This window comes from Paenibacillus puldeungensis (genome assembly GCF_042678945.1).
In the GTDB taxonomy this organism is placed as follows: domain Bacteria; phylum Bacillota; class Bacilli; order Paenibacillales; family Paenibacillaceae; genus Fontibacillus; species Fontibacillus puldeungensis.
On the sequence record NZ_JBHTLM010000021.1, the window covers coordinates 36811 to 51646 of the forward strand.

Annotated in this window: 14 protein-coding genes; all 14 read right to left on the reverse strand. The window is 44.6% G+C overall.

Annotated elements, in window-relative coordinates; genetic code table 11:
* Positions 1-53: 53 nt before the first annotated feature.
* Positions 54-1139, reverse strand: a complete 1086-nt coding sequence (argC, locus tag ACFQ3W_RS21425) for an N-acetyl-gamma-glutamyl-phosphate reductase (protein WP_379321280.1) — start codon at positions 1137-1139, stop codon at positions 54-56.
* A gap of 182 nt (positions 1140-1321) precedes the next feature.
* Positions 1322-2104, reverse strand: a complete 783-nt coding sequence (locus ACFQ3W_RS21430; RefSeq protein WP_379321281.1) for a hypothetical protein — start codon at positions 2102-2104, stop codon at positions 1322-1324.
* Positions 2105-2679: 575 nt separating this feature from the next.
* On the reverse strand, positions 2680-3573 hold the full coding sequence (locus ACFQ3W_RS21435) for a YitT family protein (protein ID WP_379321282.1): 894 nt from the start codon (positions 3571-3573) through the stop codon (positions 2680-2682).
* A gap of 126 nt (positions 3574-3699) precedes the next feature.
* A protein-coding gene (prfB, locus tag ACFQ3W_RS21440) for a peptide chain release factor 2 (RefSeq protein WP_379321283.1) occupies positions 3700-4810 on the reverse strand; the annotation gives its coding sequence in 2 pieces (ribosomal slippage) (positions 3700-4737 and positions 4739-4810; 1110 coding nt in all).
* Positions 4811-5019: 209 nt separating this feature from the next.
* On the reverse strand, positions 5020-7527 hold the full coding sequence (gene secA / locus ACFQ3W_RS21445; protein WP_379321284.1) for a preprotein translocase subunit SecA: 2508 nt from the start codon (positions 7525-7527) through the stop codon (positions 5020-5022).
* Positions 7528-7751: 224 nt separating this feature from the next.
* The gene (gene hpf, locus ACFQ3W_RS21450) at positions 7752-8303 is read right to left on the reverse strand and encodes a ribosome hibernation-promoting factor, HPF/YfiA family (RefSeq protein ID WP_379321285.1); all 552 of its coding nucleotides are present in this window, start codon (positions 8301-8303) and stop codon (positions 7752-7754) included.
* Between the two features lie 108 nt (positions 8304-8411).
* Entirely contained in the window at positions 8412-8822 is a 411-nt protein-coding gene (locus ACFQ3W_RS21455; protein ID WP_379321286.1) for a bacteriohemerythrin, read from the reverse strand.
* Positions 8823-9016: 194 nt separating this feature from the next.
* Positions 9017-9526, reverse strand: coding sequence for a VanZ family protein (locus tag ACFQ3W_RS21460; RefSeq protein WP_379321287.1), 510 nt, complete (start codon positions 9524-9526; stop codon positions 9017-9019).
* Positions 9527-9839: 313 nt separating this feature from the next.
* Complete coding sequence (locus ACFQ3W_RS21465; protein WP_007132290.1) at positions 9840-10037, reverse strand: cold-shock protein; 198 nt, start codon at positions 10035-10037, stop codon at positions 9840-9842.
* 282 nt (positions 10038-10319) lie between these two features.
* Positions 10320-10550 (reverse strand): phosphopantetheine-binding protein, encoded by a 231-nt coding sequence (locus tag ACFQ3W_RS21470; protein WP_379321288.1) that lies wholly within the window; start codon positions 10548-10550, stop codon positions 10320-10322.
* Positions 10547-12073: an AMP-binding protein gene (locus tag ACFQ3W_RS21475; RefSeq protein WP_379321289.1), complete on the reverse strand. Its 1527-nt coding sequence runs from the start codon at positions 12071-12073 to the stop codon at positions 10547-10549. The genes ACFQ3W_RS21470 and ACFQ3W_RS21475 overlap by 4 nt, the downstream gene beginning before the upstream one ends.
* 13 nt (positions 12074-12086) lie before the next feature.
* Positions 12087-13169, reverse strand: coding sequence for a hypothetical protein (locus tag ACFQ3W_RS21480; RefSeq protein ID WP_379321290.1), 1083 nt, complete (start codon positions 13167-13169; stop codon positions 12087-12089).
* Between the two features lie 12 nt (positions 13170-13181).
* Positions 13182-13859 (reverse strand): class I SAM-dependent methyltransferase, encoded by a 678-nt coding sequence (locus ACFQ3W_RS21485; protein WP_379321291.1) that lies wholly within the window; start codon positions 13857-13859, stop codon positions 13182-13184.
* A gap of 70 nt (positions 13860-13929) precedes the next feature.
* On the reverse strand, positions 13930-14835 hold the full coding sequence (locus ACFQ3W_RS21490; protein WP_379321292.1) for a polysaccharide deacetylase family protein: 906 nt from the start codon (positions 14833-14835) through the stop codon (positions 13930-13932).
* Between the last annotated feature and the right edge of the window lies 1 nt (position 14836).

The following is a 14836-nucleotide window of genomic DNA, read 5'->3' on the forward strand; positions in this document are numbered from 1 at the left end:
CAGTAGCCCGGCTCTAAGCCAAGCAGTTATCAGAAGCAGCTTAGCTCTTAAGCTTATGGATATACAGGACTCAGCTTCAGCCCGGTCGTCTCATCCCAGCCCATCATCAGGTTCAGGTTCTGGATCGCCTGGCCCGCTGCACCTTTGACGATGTTGTCGATAACGGAAATGATCGTTAGCCGCCCCGTGCGTGAATCGGCCGCAAACCCGATATCGCAATAGTTGGACCCGAACACTTCCTTCGTTGCTGGCCAAATGCCTTTTTCCCGAACTCGGACAAAAGGACGACCTTTGTAGAACCCTCTATATAATTCAATTAAATCTCCCTCAGTATATGTGCCCAGCAAACTGGCGTAAGTCGTACACATGATCCCCCGCGTCATCGGAACGAGGTGGGTCGTAAACGTCACCGTGACCGGCTTTCCGGCAACCCAGGACAACGTTTGCTCGATTTCAGGAATGTGCTGGTGTTTGTTCACTTTATAAGCTTTCAGGTTCTCATTGATTTCCGCATAATGCGTCATCAGGCTCGTTCCCCGACCCGCGCCGGACACCCCTGATTTGGCATCGATAATAATGCTCGCCGGATCGATCCAACCTGCATCAAGAACAGGAATGAGACCGAGCAATGTAGCCGTCGAATAACATCCGGGATTGGAGATTAACCCTGCTCCTTCTACCTTTTTGTCATAGATTTCACTCAGCCCGTATACTGCCTTCTCTAGCAGACCGTTCTCCGGGGCAGTATGTTTATACCAAGTCTCGTATACGCTCCCGTCTTTAATGCGAAAGTCTCCGGACAAATCTATTACCTTCAGCCCAGCCTCGAGCAGCTCCGGTACCAGCTTACCGCTGACCCCTGACGGAGTCGCCGTAAATACGACGTCAGCTTTGGCGGCGATTTCCGCCGGATCCACACCGTCAAGCGTTTGAACCACAATTTCCGATAAATGCGGAAAGCCTTCCGTCAGCAGCGAGCCTGCGCTCGAAGCCGAAATGACGGAGGTGATTTCCACCCGCGGATGTCCCCATAAAAAACGAATCAGCTCCACGCCTCCGTACCCCGTAGAACCGACGATAGCCACCTTTATTTTTTCCCCGTTCACCAGCCAGACCTCGCTTTCCACAGCTGCATACATTGCATATTCCGTATTAAATATGTATTATTATACGTTCTAACTTATATAAATACAACCTTTATGCATAAATATTTAACTTGCCATGTTAGAGGATTCCCTTTTATTTAAAAAATAAAAAGCGCGAGATGCGGGGGGGATGCCCACTCTCACGCTTTACGCTGTCAACCTTTACCTTCTTATGGCTAGATCGATGAACCACGATGACCGAAGCCAGACTTGTCCGGAAGCTGTCCATTCACCATTTTCGTTACACGATCCGTGACATCAGCAAGCCGCGAATCATATTCCGTTTGGGTGATTTTTCCGTCTTTCAGGCAGGTGGCGAGTTGTTCCTTCTCTTTCTCCACCAGCAGATTAATGATCGTCGTAACGTCAACATTTTGCTCAGCCGCAATTGAAGCAAGGGTCTTTCCAGACTTCATCGCCTCCTGCAGCTTGTCCGTCGTTAACCCGAGTGCTGCAGCCAGTTCTTCCGAACTGCCGTGCATAAAACCGATGCCATGGTGGGCACCCATGCCATTTCCCATATCGCCTTTGCCAGTAAATGCGCCTTTTGCGTCTAACCATTTTTCTGCAATAGTCGCATAATCGATAGTTTTCGTCTGGCCTTGCTTATTGGTCTTTGTGGCAGCATTCGATTCCATCCACTTGACGAGTTGTGCCTTCAAATCCTCACGGGTAATATTTTGCTCTTGGGCAATTTCCGCCAGTGTCTTCATTTTTATTTTCTCTTTAAACGTCGTTTCATCCAGTTTCAGGTATTGCAAAAGTTGATCTTCCAAGCCGCGAAATCCGAATCTGCCAAACTTGCCATCGCCCGGCTTAACATTAGAGTGAACCTGGGAACTACCCGAGGTCGCATCCGATGCAGATGCAGCTCCGGCGTTCGGCACAGGCAGAGCACCTCCCACCAGCAGCATTGCAGCGGCTATTGAACCAGCCATAAGTATTTTCGTCTTCTTCATCTTCAACATCCACCTTTCCATGATTGGAGTAGCTTACGAAAACATCTTATCCACCTTAGCTGAATAACTGCTGAACGCCGCCTTAACCTCGACTTAATATCACACACAAAATGCAAAAAACCGCCCGAAGTTTGCTTCGGACGGGTTGGATGATCTGGAAGGAACTGCTCGCTTCCTTGGTTATGACGTTCTATCTAAGCGCCATCTGATCGCCAGGTAGCCTGAATAGATGTAAAAAGTGCAGCTATTTTGCGCCGTTTTCGGTTTTTCTCAAATTTAGATGTATTTCCTACATTTAATGAGCTGAATTTCGCTCCTACCAGCACTGCAAAGCTCGATTAACTGTACTTTATACATCTAAATCCACCAAATGTCCTCTATGCCGAAATCTAAATGTACAAAATACAACTAAATCCTGAACGATCCGACGCACTACCTCCACCTCACATAGCCTATTAAGTCACATAGCGTATTAACTTGTGTAGTGTATCAACTAATATGATTCTTCACTTCGTATGGTGCACTCACCACCCCATACGCCCACTACTGCACTACCTACAACTACCATCTACACCCTACTCCTCCTGCACCCGCTTAAACCCTTCGCCGAGCACCTCGTGGGCGTTCGTGATGATGACAAAAGCGCTCGGCTCCAGCGTCTGAACGAGCGTCTTCAGCCGGGTTACCTCGCTCTGACCGACCACAACCATCAGCACGGTACGGTCATCCCCGGTATACCCGCCGCGGGCGCTCAGCTTGGTCAAGCCGCGGTCGAGCTGGTTGAGCACAGCTTCCGAGATCGCTTCGGTCTGCTCGGCGATGATGTAGGCGACCTTCGTGTAATTGAATCCAAGCTCGATGGAGTCGATGATTTTGCCGGTGATGTACAATCCGATCAGCGCGTACAGCGCTTTTTCCGGGGACAGCACAAAACCGGCCAAGGCAATAACGGTGCCGTCCATCATGACGACGCAGACGGACAGGCTCAAGCCGCTATATTTTTGAATAATTTGCGCCAGGGTCGATAGCCCACCAGTAGAGCCTCTCCCCCGGAAAACAATACCCAGCCCCAATCCTACCCCGATACCGCCATAAAGCGAGGCCAACAGCGGGTCTGTGGTCGGTACAGGCAAGGTTCTCGTTATAAAGACAAACAGTGGAAGCACTACCGTGCCGAGCAAGGAACGAATGGCGTAATCGCGCCCAAGCATCCAAAACCCGGCTACGAATAACGGGATATTGAGTGCCCATTGCGTGTAAGCCGGTTCAATCCCAAACAAGGACTGCGCGATAACCGACAGGCCGGAAACCCCGCCTGAAGCAATGTGATTCGGCACAAGGAATAAGTTAAAAGCTAATGCGGTAATCAAGGACCCGACGATAATCATCGTCGTATCGATGGCATGACGAACCGGTCCAGTTAGAGGAATATACTCATTAAGTCTGCGTCTGCGGGTTTTTGGCGGCACCCTGCCCCCTCCTTACTCATACTACTTTTACTATATGTATTCCAGCATCATCAGGAAGCAAACGAAAACCCACCCGAACATGCCTTGCCCGAAGGTGGGTTTTACGATATGCATTTATGAAGCAAATTAAGCTTCCGTCCGAATCTGGCTCCGCAAATACCCGTCGATAAAAGCATCCAGATCCCCATCCATAACAGCCCCGACGTTCCCGGTCTCTACCGAGGTCCGGTGATCCTTCACCATGCTGTACGGGTGGAACACATAGGAACGAATTTGGCTTCCCCAAGCGATATCGGATTGCTCGCCGCGGATTTCGTCCAGTTCCTTTTGCTGCTCCTCCAGCTTGCGCTCATACAGCTTGGAGCGTAGCATCGTCATCGCTCTCTCCCGGTTTTTGATCTGTGAGCGTTCATTTTGGCACGTCACCACGATCCCGGTTGGAATATGCGTGATCCGGACTGCCGAGTCCGTCGTATTGATGTGCTGACCGCCCGCACCAGTAGCCCGGTACGTATCAATCTTGAGATCCTCGGTACGTATTTCAATCTCAATATCATCATTGATTTCCGGCACGACGTCGCAGGAGACGAAGGACGTGTGTCTACGCCCGGAAGCGTCGAACGGAGAAATCCGGACGAGCCGGTGTACACCCTTCTCTGCCTTCAGATAGCCGTAGGCGTTGTAGCCTTTGATCAGCAAAGTGACACTCTTGATCCCGGCTTCATCACCAGGCAAGTAGTCGAGCGTCTCGACCTTGAAGCCACGTTTCTCCGCCCAGCGAGTATACATCCGCAGAAGCATTTGTCCCCAGTCCTGGGATTCGGTACCCCCGGCGCCAGGATGCAGCTCCAAAATGGCGTTCATTTTGTCATACGGCTGATTGAGCAGTAGCTGCAGCTCGAATTCCTCCACCTTTTTAACCAAAGAAGCAACGGACTCGCCGATTTCTGCAGCCATCGACTCATCGCCCTCTTCTTCGGCGAGCTCAGCCATCATTTCGATATCGTCGTATTCCGTCTGTAAGGCATTGTATTGATCAACCGACGACTTCACGGCATTCATTTCCGCAATAATGGCTTGGGCCTTATCATTGTCGTCCCAAAAATCGGGAGCCGCCATTTTCACCTCGTAGTTCGCGATCATTTCCTGCTTCAGGTCTAAGTCAAAGAGACCCCCTAAGGTTGGATAATTTCATAGCGATTTCCCGCATATCTTGTTTCACACTCGGATCAATCATATAGATTAAATCACCTTTCTTCACGGAATAAAATATCAGATTACAAGAAAAATAGCGGCAATTCATGGCGCTTGTTCTACTAAAAGGCACCGAGCTTTCTCTATTCGCTGTCTTTTCGTAAAAACAATGCCGCTAAATTCCGCTATTCTGCTAATAAAGAAACATCGGGGAAAAAGCGCCTTACAGCGCGCTCCCCCGTTTAATGTCAATTAAGCGTTTTGTCCATGGCAGTGTTTGTACTTCTTGCCGCTGCCGCAAGGACACGGATCGTTGCGTCCGATTTGCTCGCCGCGATGTACCGGGCGCTTCTCAACCGGATCCCCGCTCGTGGAGATTTTGTCCTCATCCACAACCGCTTGACGTTCCTGATTCGTCTCAATTTGAGCTTTCATGAGGTACATGGCAACTTCCTCTTGAATGCTGGCTACCATCGCATTAAACATTTCATAGCCTTCAAATTGGTATTCACGCAGCGGATCGGTACCGCCATAAGCCCGGAGATGAATCCCTTGGCGCAATTGGTCCATCGCGTCAATGTGGTCCATCCATTTGCTGTCAACCGCACGCAGCGCGATAACTTTCTCGAACTCACGCACCATTTCCGGTCCGATCGCTTCTTCACGTTCGTTGTATTTCGTCAGGACACGTTCAAAAATATACTCAACCATCTCGTGCGGCTCCTTGCCCCACAAGTCGTCTTTCGTCAAAGCACCTTCATCCAGCAGCTTGCTGTTGACGTACTCAGCTACCTCTTGAAGCTCCCAGTTCTCCGGAATCTCGTCGGCTGTATGCGCCTCAACGACTCTTTCAACGACCGGTTTGATCATATCAAGTACGATTTCCTTAATATTATCCGATTCAAGCACCTCGCGACGTTGTTTATAAATAATTTCACGTTGTTGATTCATGACATCGTCATATTGGAGGACTACTTTACGAACGTCGAAGTTATTGCCTTCTACCCGTTTCTGAGCCGATTCAACCGCCCGGGTGATCATTTTGCTCTCGATCGGTTGATCTTCCTCGAAGCCCAGACGCTCCATCATGTTCAGCACGTTGTCTGCACCGAAACGCTTCATCAATTCATCGCCGAGCGACAAGTAGAACTGTGTCGAGCCCGGATCGCCTTGACGTCCAGAACGACCGCGTAGCTGGTTATCGATCCGGCGTGATTCGTGACGTTCCGTACCGATAATGTGGAGGCCGCCAAGATCAGGCACGCCATCGCCAAGCAAAATGTCAGTACCACGGCCCGCCATGTTGGTGGCGATCGTTACAGAACCAGGCTCGCCAGCGCGCGAAATAATTTCCGCTTCCTCAGCATGATATTTCGCATTCAGCACTTTATGCTGTACACCTTTGCGCTTCAGCATATCCGAAACAAGCTCGGAATTCTCGATCGAGATCGTACCTACGAGCACCGGCTGGTTGTTTTTGTGGCGTTTCACGATTTCTTCAACAACGGCCTTAAACTTGCCTTCTACGCTCTTATATACAACGTCTGGCATGTCGACACGTTGATTCGGACGGTTTGTAGGTACCTGGAGTACTTCCAGACCGTAAATCTTCTTGAATTCCTCTTCCTCAGTCTTCGCAGTACCGGTCATCCCGGCCAATTTGCGGTACATCCGGAAGTAGTTCTGGAACGTAATCGTGGCCAGCGTCATGCTTTCGTTCTGAACCTCGATGCCTTCTTTGGCTTCGATCGCTTGGTGCAATCCGTCGCTATAGCGCCGTCCAGCCATCAAACGGCCGGTAAATTCGTCGACGATGACGACTTCATCCTCCGTTACGACGTAATCGACGTCGCGCCGCATGATAACATTCGCTTTGAGCGCTTGCACCACGTGGTGGTTGAGCGTGACATGCTTATGATCGTAAAGGTTGTCGATGCCGAAGGCGCGCTCCGCTTTGGCAACCCCTTTTTCGGTAAGTGAAACGGCTTTGACTTTAATGTCTACCGTGTAATCCTCTTCAGGTTTCAACGTCTTCACGAACCGGTCGGCCGCGTAATACAGCTCCGTCGATTTCTGAGCTTGACCGGAGATGATCAGCGGTGTCCGAGCTTCGTCAATGAGGATGGAATCCACTTCATCAATGATGCAAAAATAGAGCGGGCGCTGAACCATTTGCTCTTTGTACAGTACCATGTTATCACGAAGGTAATCGAACCCGAATTCGTTGTTCGTCCCGTACGTGATATCGCACGCGTAAGCTTCCTGCTTCTCTTCATGCTCCATGCCGTTCAGGTTCACCCCAACGGTCATGCCGAGGAAGTTATAGATTTGTCCCATCTGCTCGCTGTCGCGCTGTGCCAGGTAATCATTGACTGTAACGACATGCACACCTTTGCCAAGGAGGGCATTCAAGTAAACCGGCAGGGTTCCGACCAACGTTTTCCCTTCACCGGTTTTCATTTCGGAAATGCGTCCTTCGTGGAGCGCCATACCCCCAACCAGCTGTACGTCAAAATGACGCATTCCGAGCGTTCTCTTGGAAGCTTCTCTAACGGTAGCAAAAGCTTCAGGAAGAATCTCGTCCAGCGTCTCTCCTTTTTCAATCCGTTCCCGGAATTCAGACGTCTTAGCCTTCAATTGCTCGTCCGTAAGCGCCTCAAATTTCGGTTCCAATGTATTAATATAGTCCACCGTCTTCATAAGACGTCTGACATCACGGTCGTTCGTGTCGCCAAATATCTTTTTCACTAATCCCAGCATGATTTACCCCTTTCACGCATAAACAGATGATTTGCCTAAATTGTAACAGTTTGTAAGGCATGCCGCAACACGCTCCGTCACGCCTGCACCACGGTAAAGCACTTCTCTATACGAATAAAGAGCCCTATCCATAGGCGGATAAGGGCTCGTTTCGTTTGCATTCAATTGCAAGAATTACCACCTGATTCATACAATCGTCATGAATGGATCCGATGTAACGGGTGTTAATCCTGCTCGATCAATCCATATTTGCCGTCGTTGCGTTTATAGACAACGTTCACTTCCCGGGTATCGATGTTGGAGAAGACGAAGAAATTATGACCAACCATATTCATCTGCAAAATAGCTTCTTCCACATCCATTGGCTTCAGAGTGAAGCGTTTCGTACGAACCACTTCGAGTTCATCGTCGCCTTCTTCCAAGGCAACATTCCCTGCAGTCGCACCTTCAACAAACAGGCTGCTCTTGACGCCTTTCTGACGGAACTTGCGATTGATCTTCGTTTTGTGCTTGCGAATTTGACGCTCGAGCTTGTCCACGACCGCATCGATCGATGCGTACATGTCATCGCTCCGGTCCTCCGCACGAAGCACTACGCCGATTAGAGGAATCGTAACCTCTACCGCGTGCAAACCTCTTACGACACTTAACGTTACAGTACCATCTGAGGTGGGGGGTGCATCAAAGTACTTGTCTAGCCGGCTGAGCTTCTTGTCGACATAGTCTTTCAAGGCCTCAGTCACTTCAATTTGCTGTCCACGAATGCTAAAATTCATAGGGCACTCCTCCTTTGCTTTGCACCTTCATTATACCACAGATGTTAACCCAATGTAAAAAGAGTTACTTTATTGTAAGCCTTTTCGAATCCCGGGCAATCCTCCACTTTAAGAAGCGGCCTCCCGGTTTTTGATATACTCGCCAATATGCACATCCGTCTTGGTAATATGGTTGATCAGCCAGTCTACAAGCAAGCGGTTCAGCTTAATCGTGGACAGGACAGACGGCCCTTTCTCCAGCACGGAGCGCTCGAGCTCCTCCACCTTGTTCACAAATCCGTCATGGATTTGCTTGTGAACGGGATAGTCGGGATATTCCACTTCCTGCATGAGACTCTCTTCATCGCTAAAGTGCTCCACCGTGTAGCTTTTCAAAAAAGACAGTGTCTCTAAAATTTTGTCCTTACCACTTTGCTTCGTGCAGGCCTCCATGAAATCATTCAGTTTGCGGATCAGTTCCTGATGCTCTGTGTCAATCAGATCTACGCCAACGGATAAAGCTTCTCTCCAAATAATCATTCTATCTAGCACCTCCAAGACGTATCATACGATTGCGGGGTGCCGGGTGCTGTGTGACAAGTTATAATCATGCCATCGGAAAAGCGGTTTATGCAAAAAATTCGGACAATTTTCATAAAAGGTTTATCGATCAGACCGAGCGGGCGTCTGTACTGCTCAAGTAACTCATGTGCTTTCAGTCACTTATACGAACCCTACTGACGCTGCCCTATCCGCTTCTGCCTCCAGGTGATCAGCAAAACCATAATAATCGCGCCGAAGATCGCCCCGGCCGTATCCAGCATCACATCTTGAAACTTCGCCGTACGATTCGGCGTGAACATCTGGTGCAGCTCATCCGAGCAAGCATAAAGGAATGAAATCATAACGGCCAATAGGAAGCGACGGAGCCTTCTTTGCGGATACAGTGCAAACATCACAAGAATTGCGAGCAACCCGTAGCTAAAAAAATGCGCGCCCTTCCGAATAAAAAACTCGATAAATCCCGCAACTCCCAAGCTCTCGATGCTTATCTCATGTCCGGCATACTGAAACGAAATTCCGCCAAAGCGGTCTGCGACAGATTGCTCCGAAATACTCGACTGAATGTCAGGCCTTAGATCCTGCTGCTCGTAGGATTGGGAGGAAAGGATGAAAATGACCAGCATGAGCGCAATTGCCGGGATCCAGCGGTACAGCTTGTGAAACTTATGTAATTTAGGCAACGAATTCACCTCTTCAGAACTTTATCACGGACCATCCAGGGCCCGACCTGAAAGCGATACTTTAATAAATGTGCACTAACGAATCCACACATTCTTATTTGCTGCAAAAATACGTAAAAGGCAGGTAAACCCGTGAAATAGCGCTATATGAGTTCTTTAGATTCAAAAACTTCCCTTTTTCCCTCAAATAGCGTTGCTCAGGTTCGTTAGAAATTCTAAAAAATAAAACCCCGGGTTTCCCCAGGGTATTTGCTAGCGAATCTTTAATTGTTAACCATCGTACCGTGCTATGTAGGTCGGCTATGCCGGATGATTATAATTTGATTACGTTAGCGGCTTGCGGTCCACGTGCGCCTTCAACGATTTCGAATTCGACGGATTGACCTTCTTCCAAAGTTTTGAAGCCTTCGGATTGGATTGCGGAGAAGTGAACGAATACGTCGCCGCCTTCTTCAGTTTCGATGAAACCGTAGCCTTTTTCTGCGTTGAACCATTTTACTTTACCTTGCATGCACTAACATTCCCTTCGTTATCAAATAAGAGTGTGACCCTTGTTACCAAGTACCACATTTCTGACTATACCACCCGAACTCATTCAGTGTCAATTGCCAAGGAAAAGGTTTTATTGTAAGGAATTTGTAATTATTTGTCGAATTAATCCCTGCCCTTTGGATGTTCGCGAGTAGCGGGGAGGACCGGCTCCACCTGTCCCACGAATCGCTCTGCCATATCGATTAACATCCTGATTTCATACTTCTGATGACTATCTATAAGTGTTAGTTGACTCGGCCAGTTAATTTGACTTCAGCTTCGTTATCATTCTTTCTAATACTTCAACACTGTCAAAATTGTCTTCATTAATTTCTTCCACAGGGATATCAAGTTCGAATTCTTCCCCTAACTTTGCTACTATAGAAATAATATCAAACGAATCCAGTATTCCGTGTGAAACCAGCGCCTTCTCTTTTTCAAAATTCACATCAGATCTTATATCCTTCAATAATTCGATAATTTTGTTTCTCACTTATATCTGCTCCGTTCATATATTTCCTTTATTTTTATACGATCTACCTTTCCTCTTGCATTCAATGGGAATTTCTCTAGCTCAATAATTTTATGTGGCAGCATGTACTTTGGTAACCTCGTTCTTAGATTTTCTTTTATTCTGTCAATGTCTAAATTGTCACCAGAAGTCACCAAAATGAGTTGTTGCTCTTTTTGATCTAAAAAACAACAACTATTTTTAACAGCTACCATCTCGTTTACAATACTTTCTATTTCTCCAAGTTCAATTCGATGTCCCATGTGCTTTATTTGATAATCTTTTCTTGAACTGAAGAATAACTGCCCATTGGAAATTTTGGCTAAATCCCCTGTTCTATATACTATCTCCGGATAGCTACTATTAATGGGATTTTGCACAAAGACTTTCCTTGTCAACTCCATATTATTATAGTACCCTGAAGACAAAAACTCTCCCCCAATATAAATTTCACCCAATTCCCCATCTTGTACTTCTTCTTGATTTTCATTTAAAACCAAGACTTTCATATTCGGGAAGTGCAGCCCTAACGGCAGTTGCTCTTCGCTAACAAAAAAACGATCTATAATAAAATAAAGGCAATTTCCTGTAACTTCACTAGGAGCATAGAGGTTTACATACATTGCAGAAGGAATATTTCTTCTCCATTCGTTTAGTACTTTTACAGATAATGTTTCTCCTGAAAACATAACCCTTTTTATGGAATGCGGCATTCCACACTCAAACACTCTTGCATTTACTACATGGTTCATCGCAGCAACAGACCAAATGAGCGTATTAATATTTCTTTCATACAAGAAATCCGCCAATTTTTTTGGTATTGTAAAGCAAATTGAGGGAATAATGTGCAATGTAGCTCCTATACTCACGCTAGTATAAATATCTTTGGCAGATATATCAAAATCAAACGAAGCCTGATTACCAAATACATCAGTACCCTCAAAACCAAATAAAGGGATAAATTCTTCAATGAAGCTTACCAGAGAGCGATGTGTTTTTAAGACACCTTTAGGTGTCCCTGTAGATCCCGAAGTAAATACCAAATACAAAGGATCTTCCATTGTTATCTCATTATAAATTCGTCTAAGGATCTGCTCATCTCTTGTAGTATTAATAATTTCGTCGTATATGTATAAGTTAATACTGTCAGGTATTTCTACTTCAAGTAATTTTGAGACTTGTTTTTTCCTGATGATAATCGCCAAAGGCTTAATAATTTCCAGATATAACTTTATCCTTGATGCCGGTGTAGATATATCAATCGGAACATAAAAATTACCTGAATGAACAACCCCCCAAAAACTAACTACGCTTTCAACTTCCCTATCACAAAAAACTATCACTGGTTTCCTTATGCTTTTACTCTCTGCTAATTTTGTTCCAATGTTCTCGGCCAGACATTTCAGTTCTCTATATGAAATTGCCTTGATATTATCACATAGCGCAAGTTTCTCTGGAACCCTATCAGCACTTTCGCTTAGCAAATCAACTACATTTTTACTCATAACCAAACCTCTCCTATATTTGATTTGGCCTATCTTGATCTGCATCACCTTTAAATAAGATCTCACAATTATCCTCATTATCGTTTGCATAATAATGATAATCAAGCTCTACATTTTTCTTTACAAAAGGTTCAAAATACATTGGTACAATAATATTAGAATCTTTTACATTTCTAAATCCTGCATTATAAAAATACTCCTCTTTAAATCCATAGTTATAAAAGCTAATATATTCTGCATTGTTTGAAATCAGTAATTGTTGAAATTCACCATAACAGCCTAACATTTCTTTCCCATTTCCTATGTAATCCACAATAAATATACAGGAATTCCCCTCGTGCTCAGCTTTTCTCCAAACAAAACAAGCAATTCCGCCTTCGTCTACAGTTCTTATTTCTGTAAAATGGTATTCGTATATTGGGTGATTAAAATACCGGTTTACATAATACTTAGGAGATTTAAAGGGAGGAATCCATTGATAATAGTCTTCGAACCGTTCAAATTTATCCTTTAATACTTCTGCAAAGTATTTTGATTGTCTCGACGAGACTTGTGGGAAAAAAACATTTTCACAATTCTCAATCAATTTATAATGGGTTCTATTCGCATTCAGAATATAAAAATGGTTCAATACCCCTATCTTTTCCCCAAGTTTCTTGTTAATCCTTTTGGAATCGTTGGACAGCCCGACCCCCCCAATATATGGTGCGGAAGCGTTCTGTTCAAAAAACCATTTCACTGCAATTCCCAGGCCCTTTGCCCCAACGTCCTCTCTGATTTTCCATATTGCCCCCCAGCGAATAGGTTTAGCAATCTCTCTATCATAAAGATTCGACATAATAAAACCTACTAAGGCATGAATTTCTCCTGTTTTTTTATGAATTGCTAACACAAAATTATACCTTTCATTTTCAACGTCAAGATGTTGCCAATCCAGTAGTTCCTTGGATTTCGTGAAGATATGACCTTTTTGCCAATAATTGTCAATAAATTTTTCTACTTTATCGATTTCATTGATTTTGCAAAATCTAAATTCATAGCTTTTTTCATATAAATGTCTTACTGCATCATATTTCCCCATATCCTTATAATTCATTATTTATACACCTCACAACTTCCTTGCCCATATTTGCCAATGTGAATTCTTAACAGCCATATTGTCAACATACATTTCTCTTTTCTCAATATTAAGTATTTCAAAGTTGTTGTTCGCATACAGTTCTCTAATTTCAGATTCTCCACAGAACCAATAGTTTATCCCTTTAAGATTTCCTACGGAATCATTTAATACAAATAAGTCCTTCTCTATTTCTCTTCCTCTTCCATAGTGTGAATCCTCTTTTGTTCTATAATCAGCTAGAAATAACCCCCCCGGTTTCAGGACTCTATAAATCTCCTTAAATAATTCTGTTCTCTCTTTACCATTTACATAGAACAATGCCCCCCATGCAACCAGACAGTCACTAGACTCGGGTGACAATGGTATATCCGTTCGCTCATTTTGAATATATTGAATCTTCGAATACTGCAATTTATCAATTTTTTCTTTTGTTAGTAATAAACAATCCATATTATAATCAACTGCATAAATATCAAATCCCATTTTTGCCATTACAATTGTATTTCTTCCACTTCCACAAGCAAAATCAACAATCACCTTATTGTCGCCCGTTTTGAAATTTTTATTAAGATATCTCACAACATTTTCATCTGGCCATTGCAGGTCAAAATTTTTCCTGTCCTTTTTCCACAATTCCATCTCTCTTTTATTCTCTTCAGTTATCATTATGCATGAATTCCTTTCAATCCGTTCAAAATTCAAATTTGTGATCTATAGCATCAAGGTGATCAGACATTCAACTTATTACATTTATCGGAGTCAACTTTGCACAATCAACCCTATTAAACCAAAACCCGCTTTGCCCTTGCATTATTAAACCATGCTGGGTAGTAAACCCTCCTAGTAGCCCTTCCCTTCTTAAAATAGGCTCCAAATCATGCATCATTTTTTCATAGGCCATTCCCCCACCATATGCAGGGGTATACCATTTGGGGTCAATGCCAATTTCGTTACGGATAAACTCTCGGCACGGGGCTATCTCTTCATCAAAAAAGCACTGGGCATCTCCACTAAATCCTTTGTGGTTAACAGCATGGATCCCAATCGTCATTCCTGCCTCTTTAATTTTCCGCCACTCGTCGAGGGAAATATAATACTGTTCTATAAATTTATCTATTTCCGTGAACACCTGACTCAGTTTTTTTTCGAGGTATCTTCTGCTTAGTTCTTCAGATAATACAAAATTCAATGCGTACTTATTATATCGACGAAATAAATCATTTTCATAAGCATAGGTATCACCAATAGAACTGGGTATATGATCCAATACATACTCTTTGCTTAATTCATTCCAAATCTCCTCGTCTGAAAAGTAAGAAAGTACAGCATGTACAAGATGAACCACTGGAATTACTCTATGGGTTAACGGACTTGATAAGACAGTAAAGTAACCAGGGAGTCCCTTTTGTTTTAAAATATTAAAAGCTACCTCGTATTGATCCTTTATCGCATCATCAAAAGTTAATATGCAAAAGGGCTTTTTCCCAGGGATACCCTTGAGCAGTCTGTCAGGCTCAACCACCTCATAATTCTTAGTCACCCATTCCAGTTGCTTCATGAAGTCTTCAGGTTCTAGTGGAACAATGCCTTTTTTACCTTTTATCTGTATATAGTGATACATAATTGCCAAATTTTCATTCATT

What these genes read in the sequence shown, in the direction of transcription:
- argC (WP_379321280.1), bottom strand. Translation starts at nt 1,139, where the DNA reads ATGTATGCAGCTGTGGAAAGCGAGGTCTGGCTGGTGAACGGGGAAAAA.
- ACFQ3W_RS21430 (WP_379321281.1), bottom strand. Translation starts at nt 2,104, where the DNA reads ATGAAGAAGACGAAAATACTTATGGCTGGTTCAATAGCCGCTGCAATG.
- secA (WP_379321284.1), bottom strand. Translation starts at nt 7,527, where the DNA reads ATGCTGGGATTAGTGAAAAAGATATTTGGCGACACGAACGACCGTGAT.
- hpf (WP_379321285.1), bottom strand. Translation starts at nt 8,303, where the DNA reads ATGAATTTTAGCATTCGTGGACAGCAAATTGAAGTGACTGAGGCCTTG.
- ACFQ3W_RS21455 (WP_379321286.1), bottom strand. Translation starts at nt 8,822, where the DNA reads ATGATTATTTGGAGAGAAGCTTTATCCGTTGGCGTAGATCTGATTGAC.
- ACFQ3W_RS21465 (WP_007132290.1), bottom strand. Translation starts at nt 10,037, where the DNA reads ATGCAAGGTAAAGTAAAATGGTTCAACGCAGAAAAAGGCTACGGTTTC.
- ACFQ3W_RS21475 (WP_379321289.1), bottom strand. Translation starts at nt 12,073, where the DNA reads ATGAGTAAAAATGTAGTTGATTTGCTAAGCGAAAGTGCTGATAGGGTT.
- ACFQ3W_RS21480 (WP_379321290.1), bottom strand. Translation starts at nt 13,169, where the DNA reads ATGAATTATAAGGATATGGGGAAATATGATGCAGTAAGACATTTATAT.
- ACFQ3W_RS21485 (WP_379321291.1), bottom strand. Translation starts at nt 13,859, where the DNA reads ATGATAACTGAAGAGAATAAAAGAGAGATGGAATTGTGGAAAAAGGAC.
- ACFQ3W_RS21490 (WP_379321292.1), bottom strand. Translation starts at nt 14,835, where the DNA reads ATGAATGAAAATTTGGCAATTATGTATCACTATATACAGATAAAAGGT.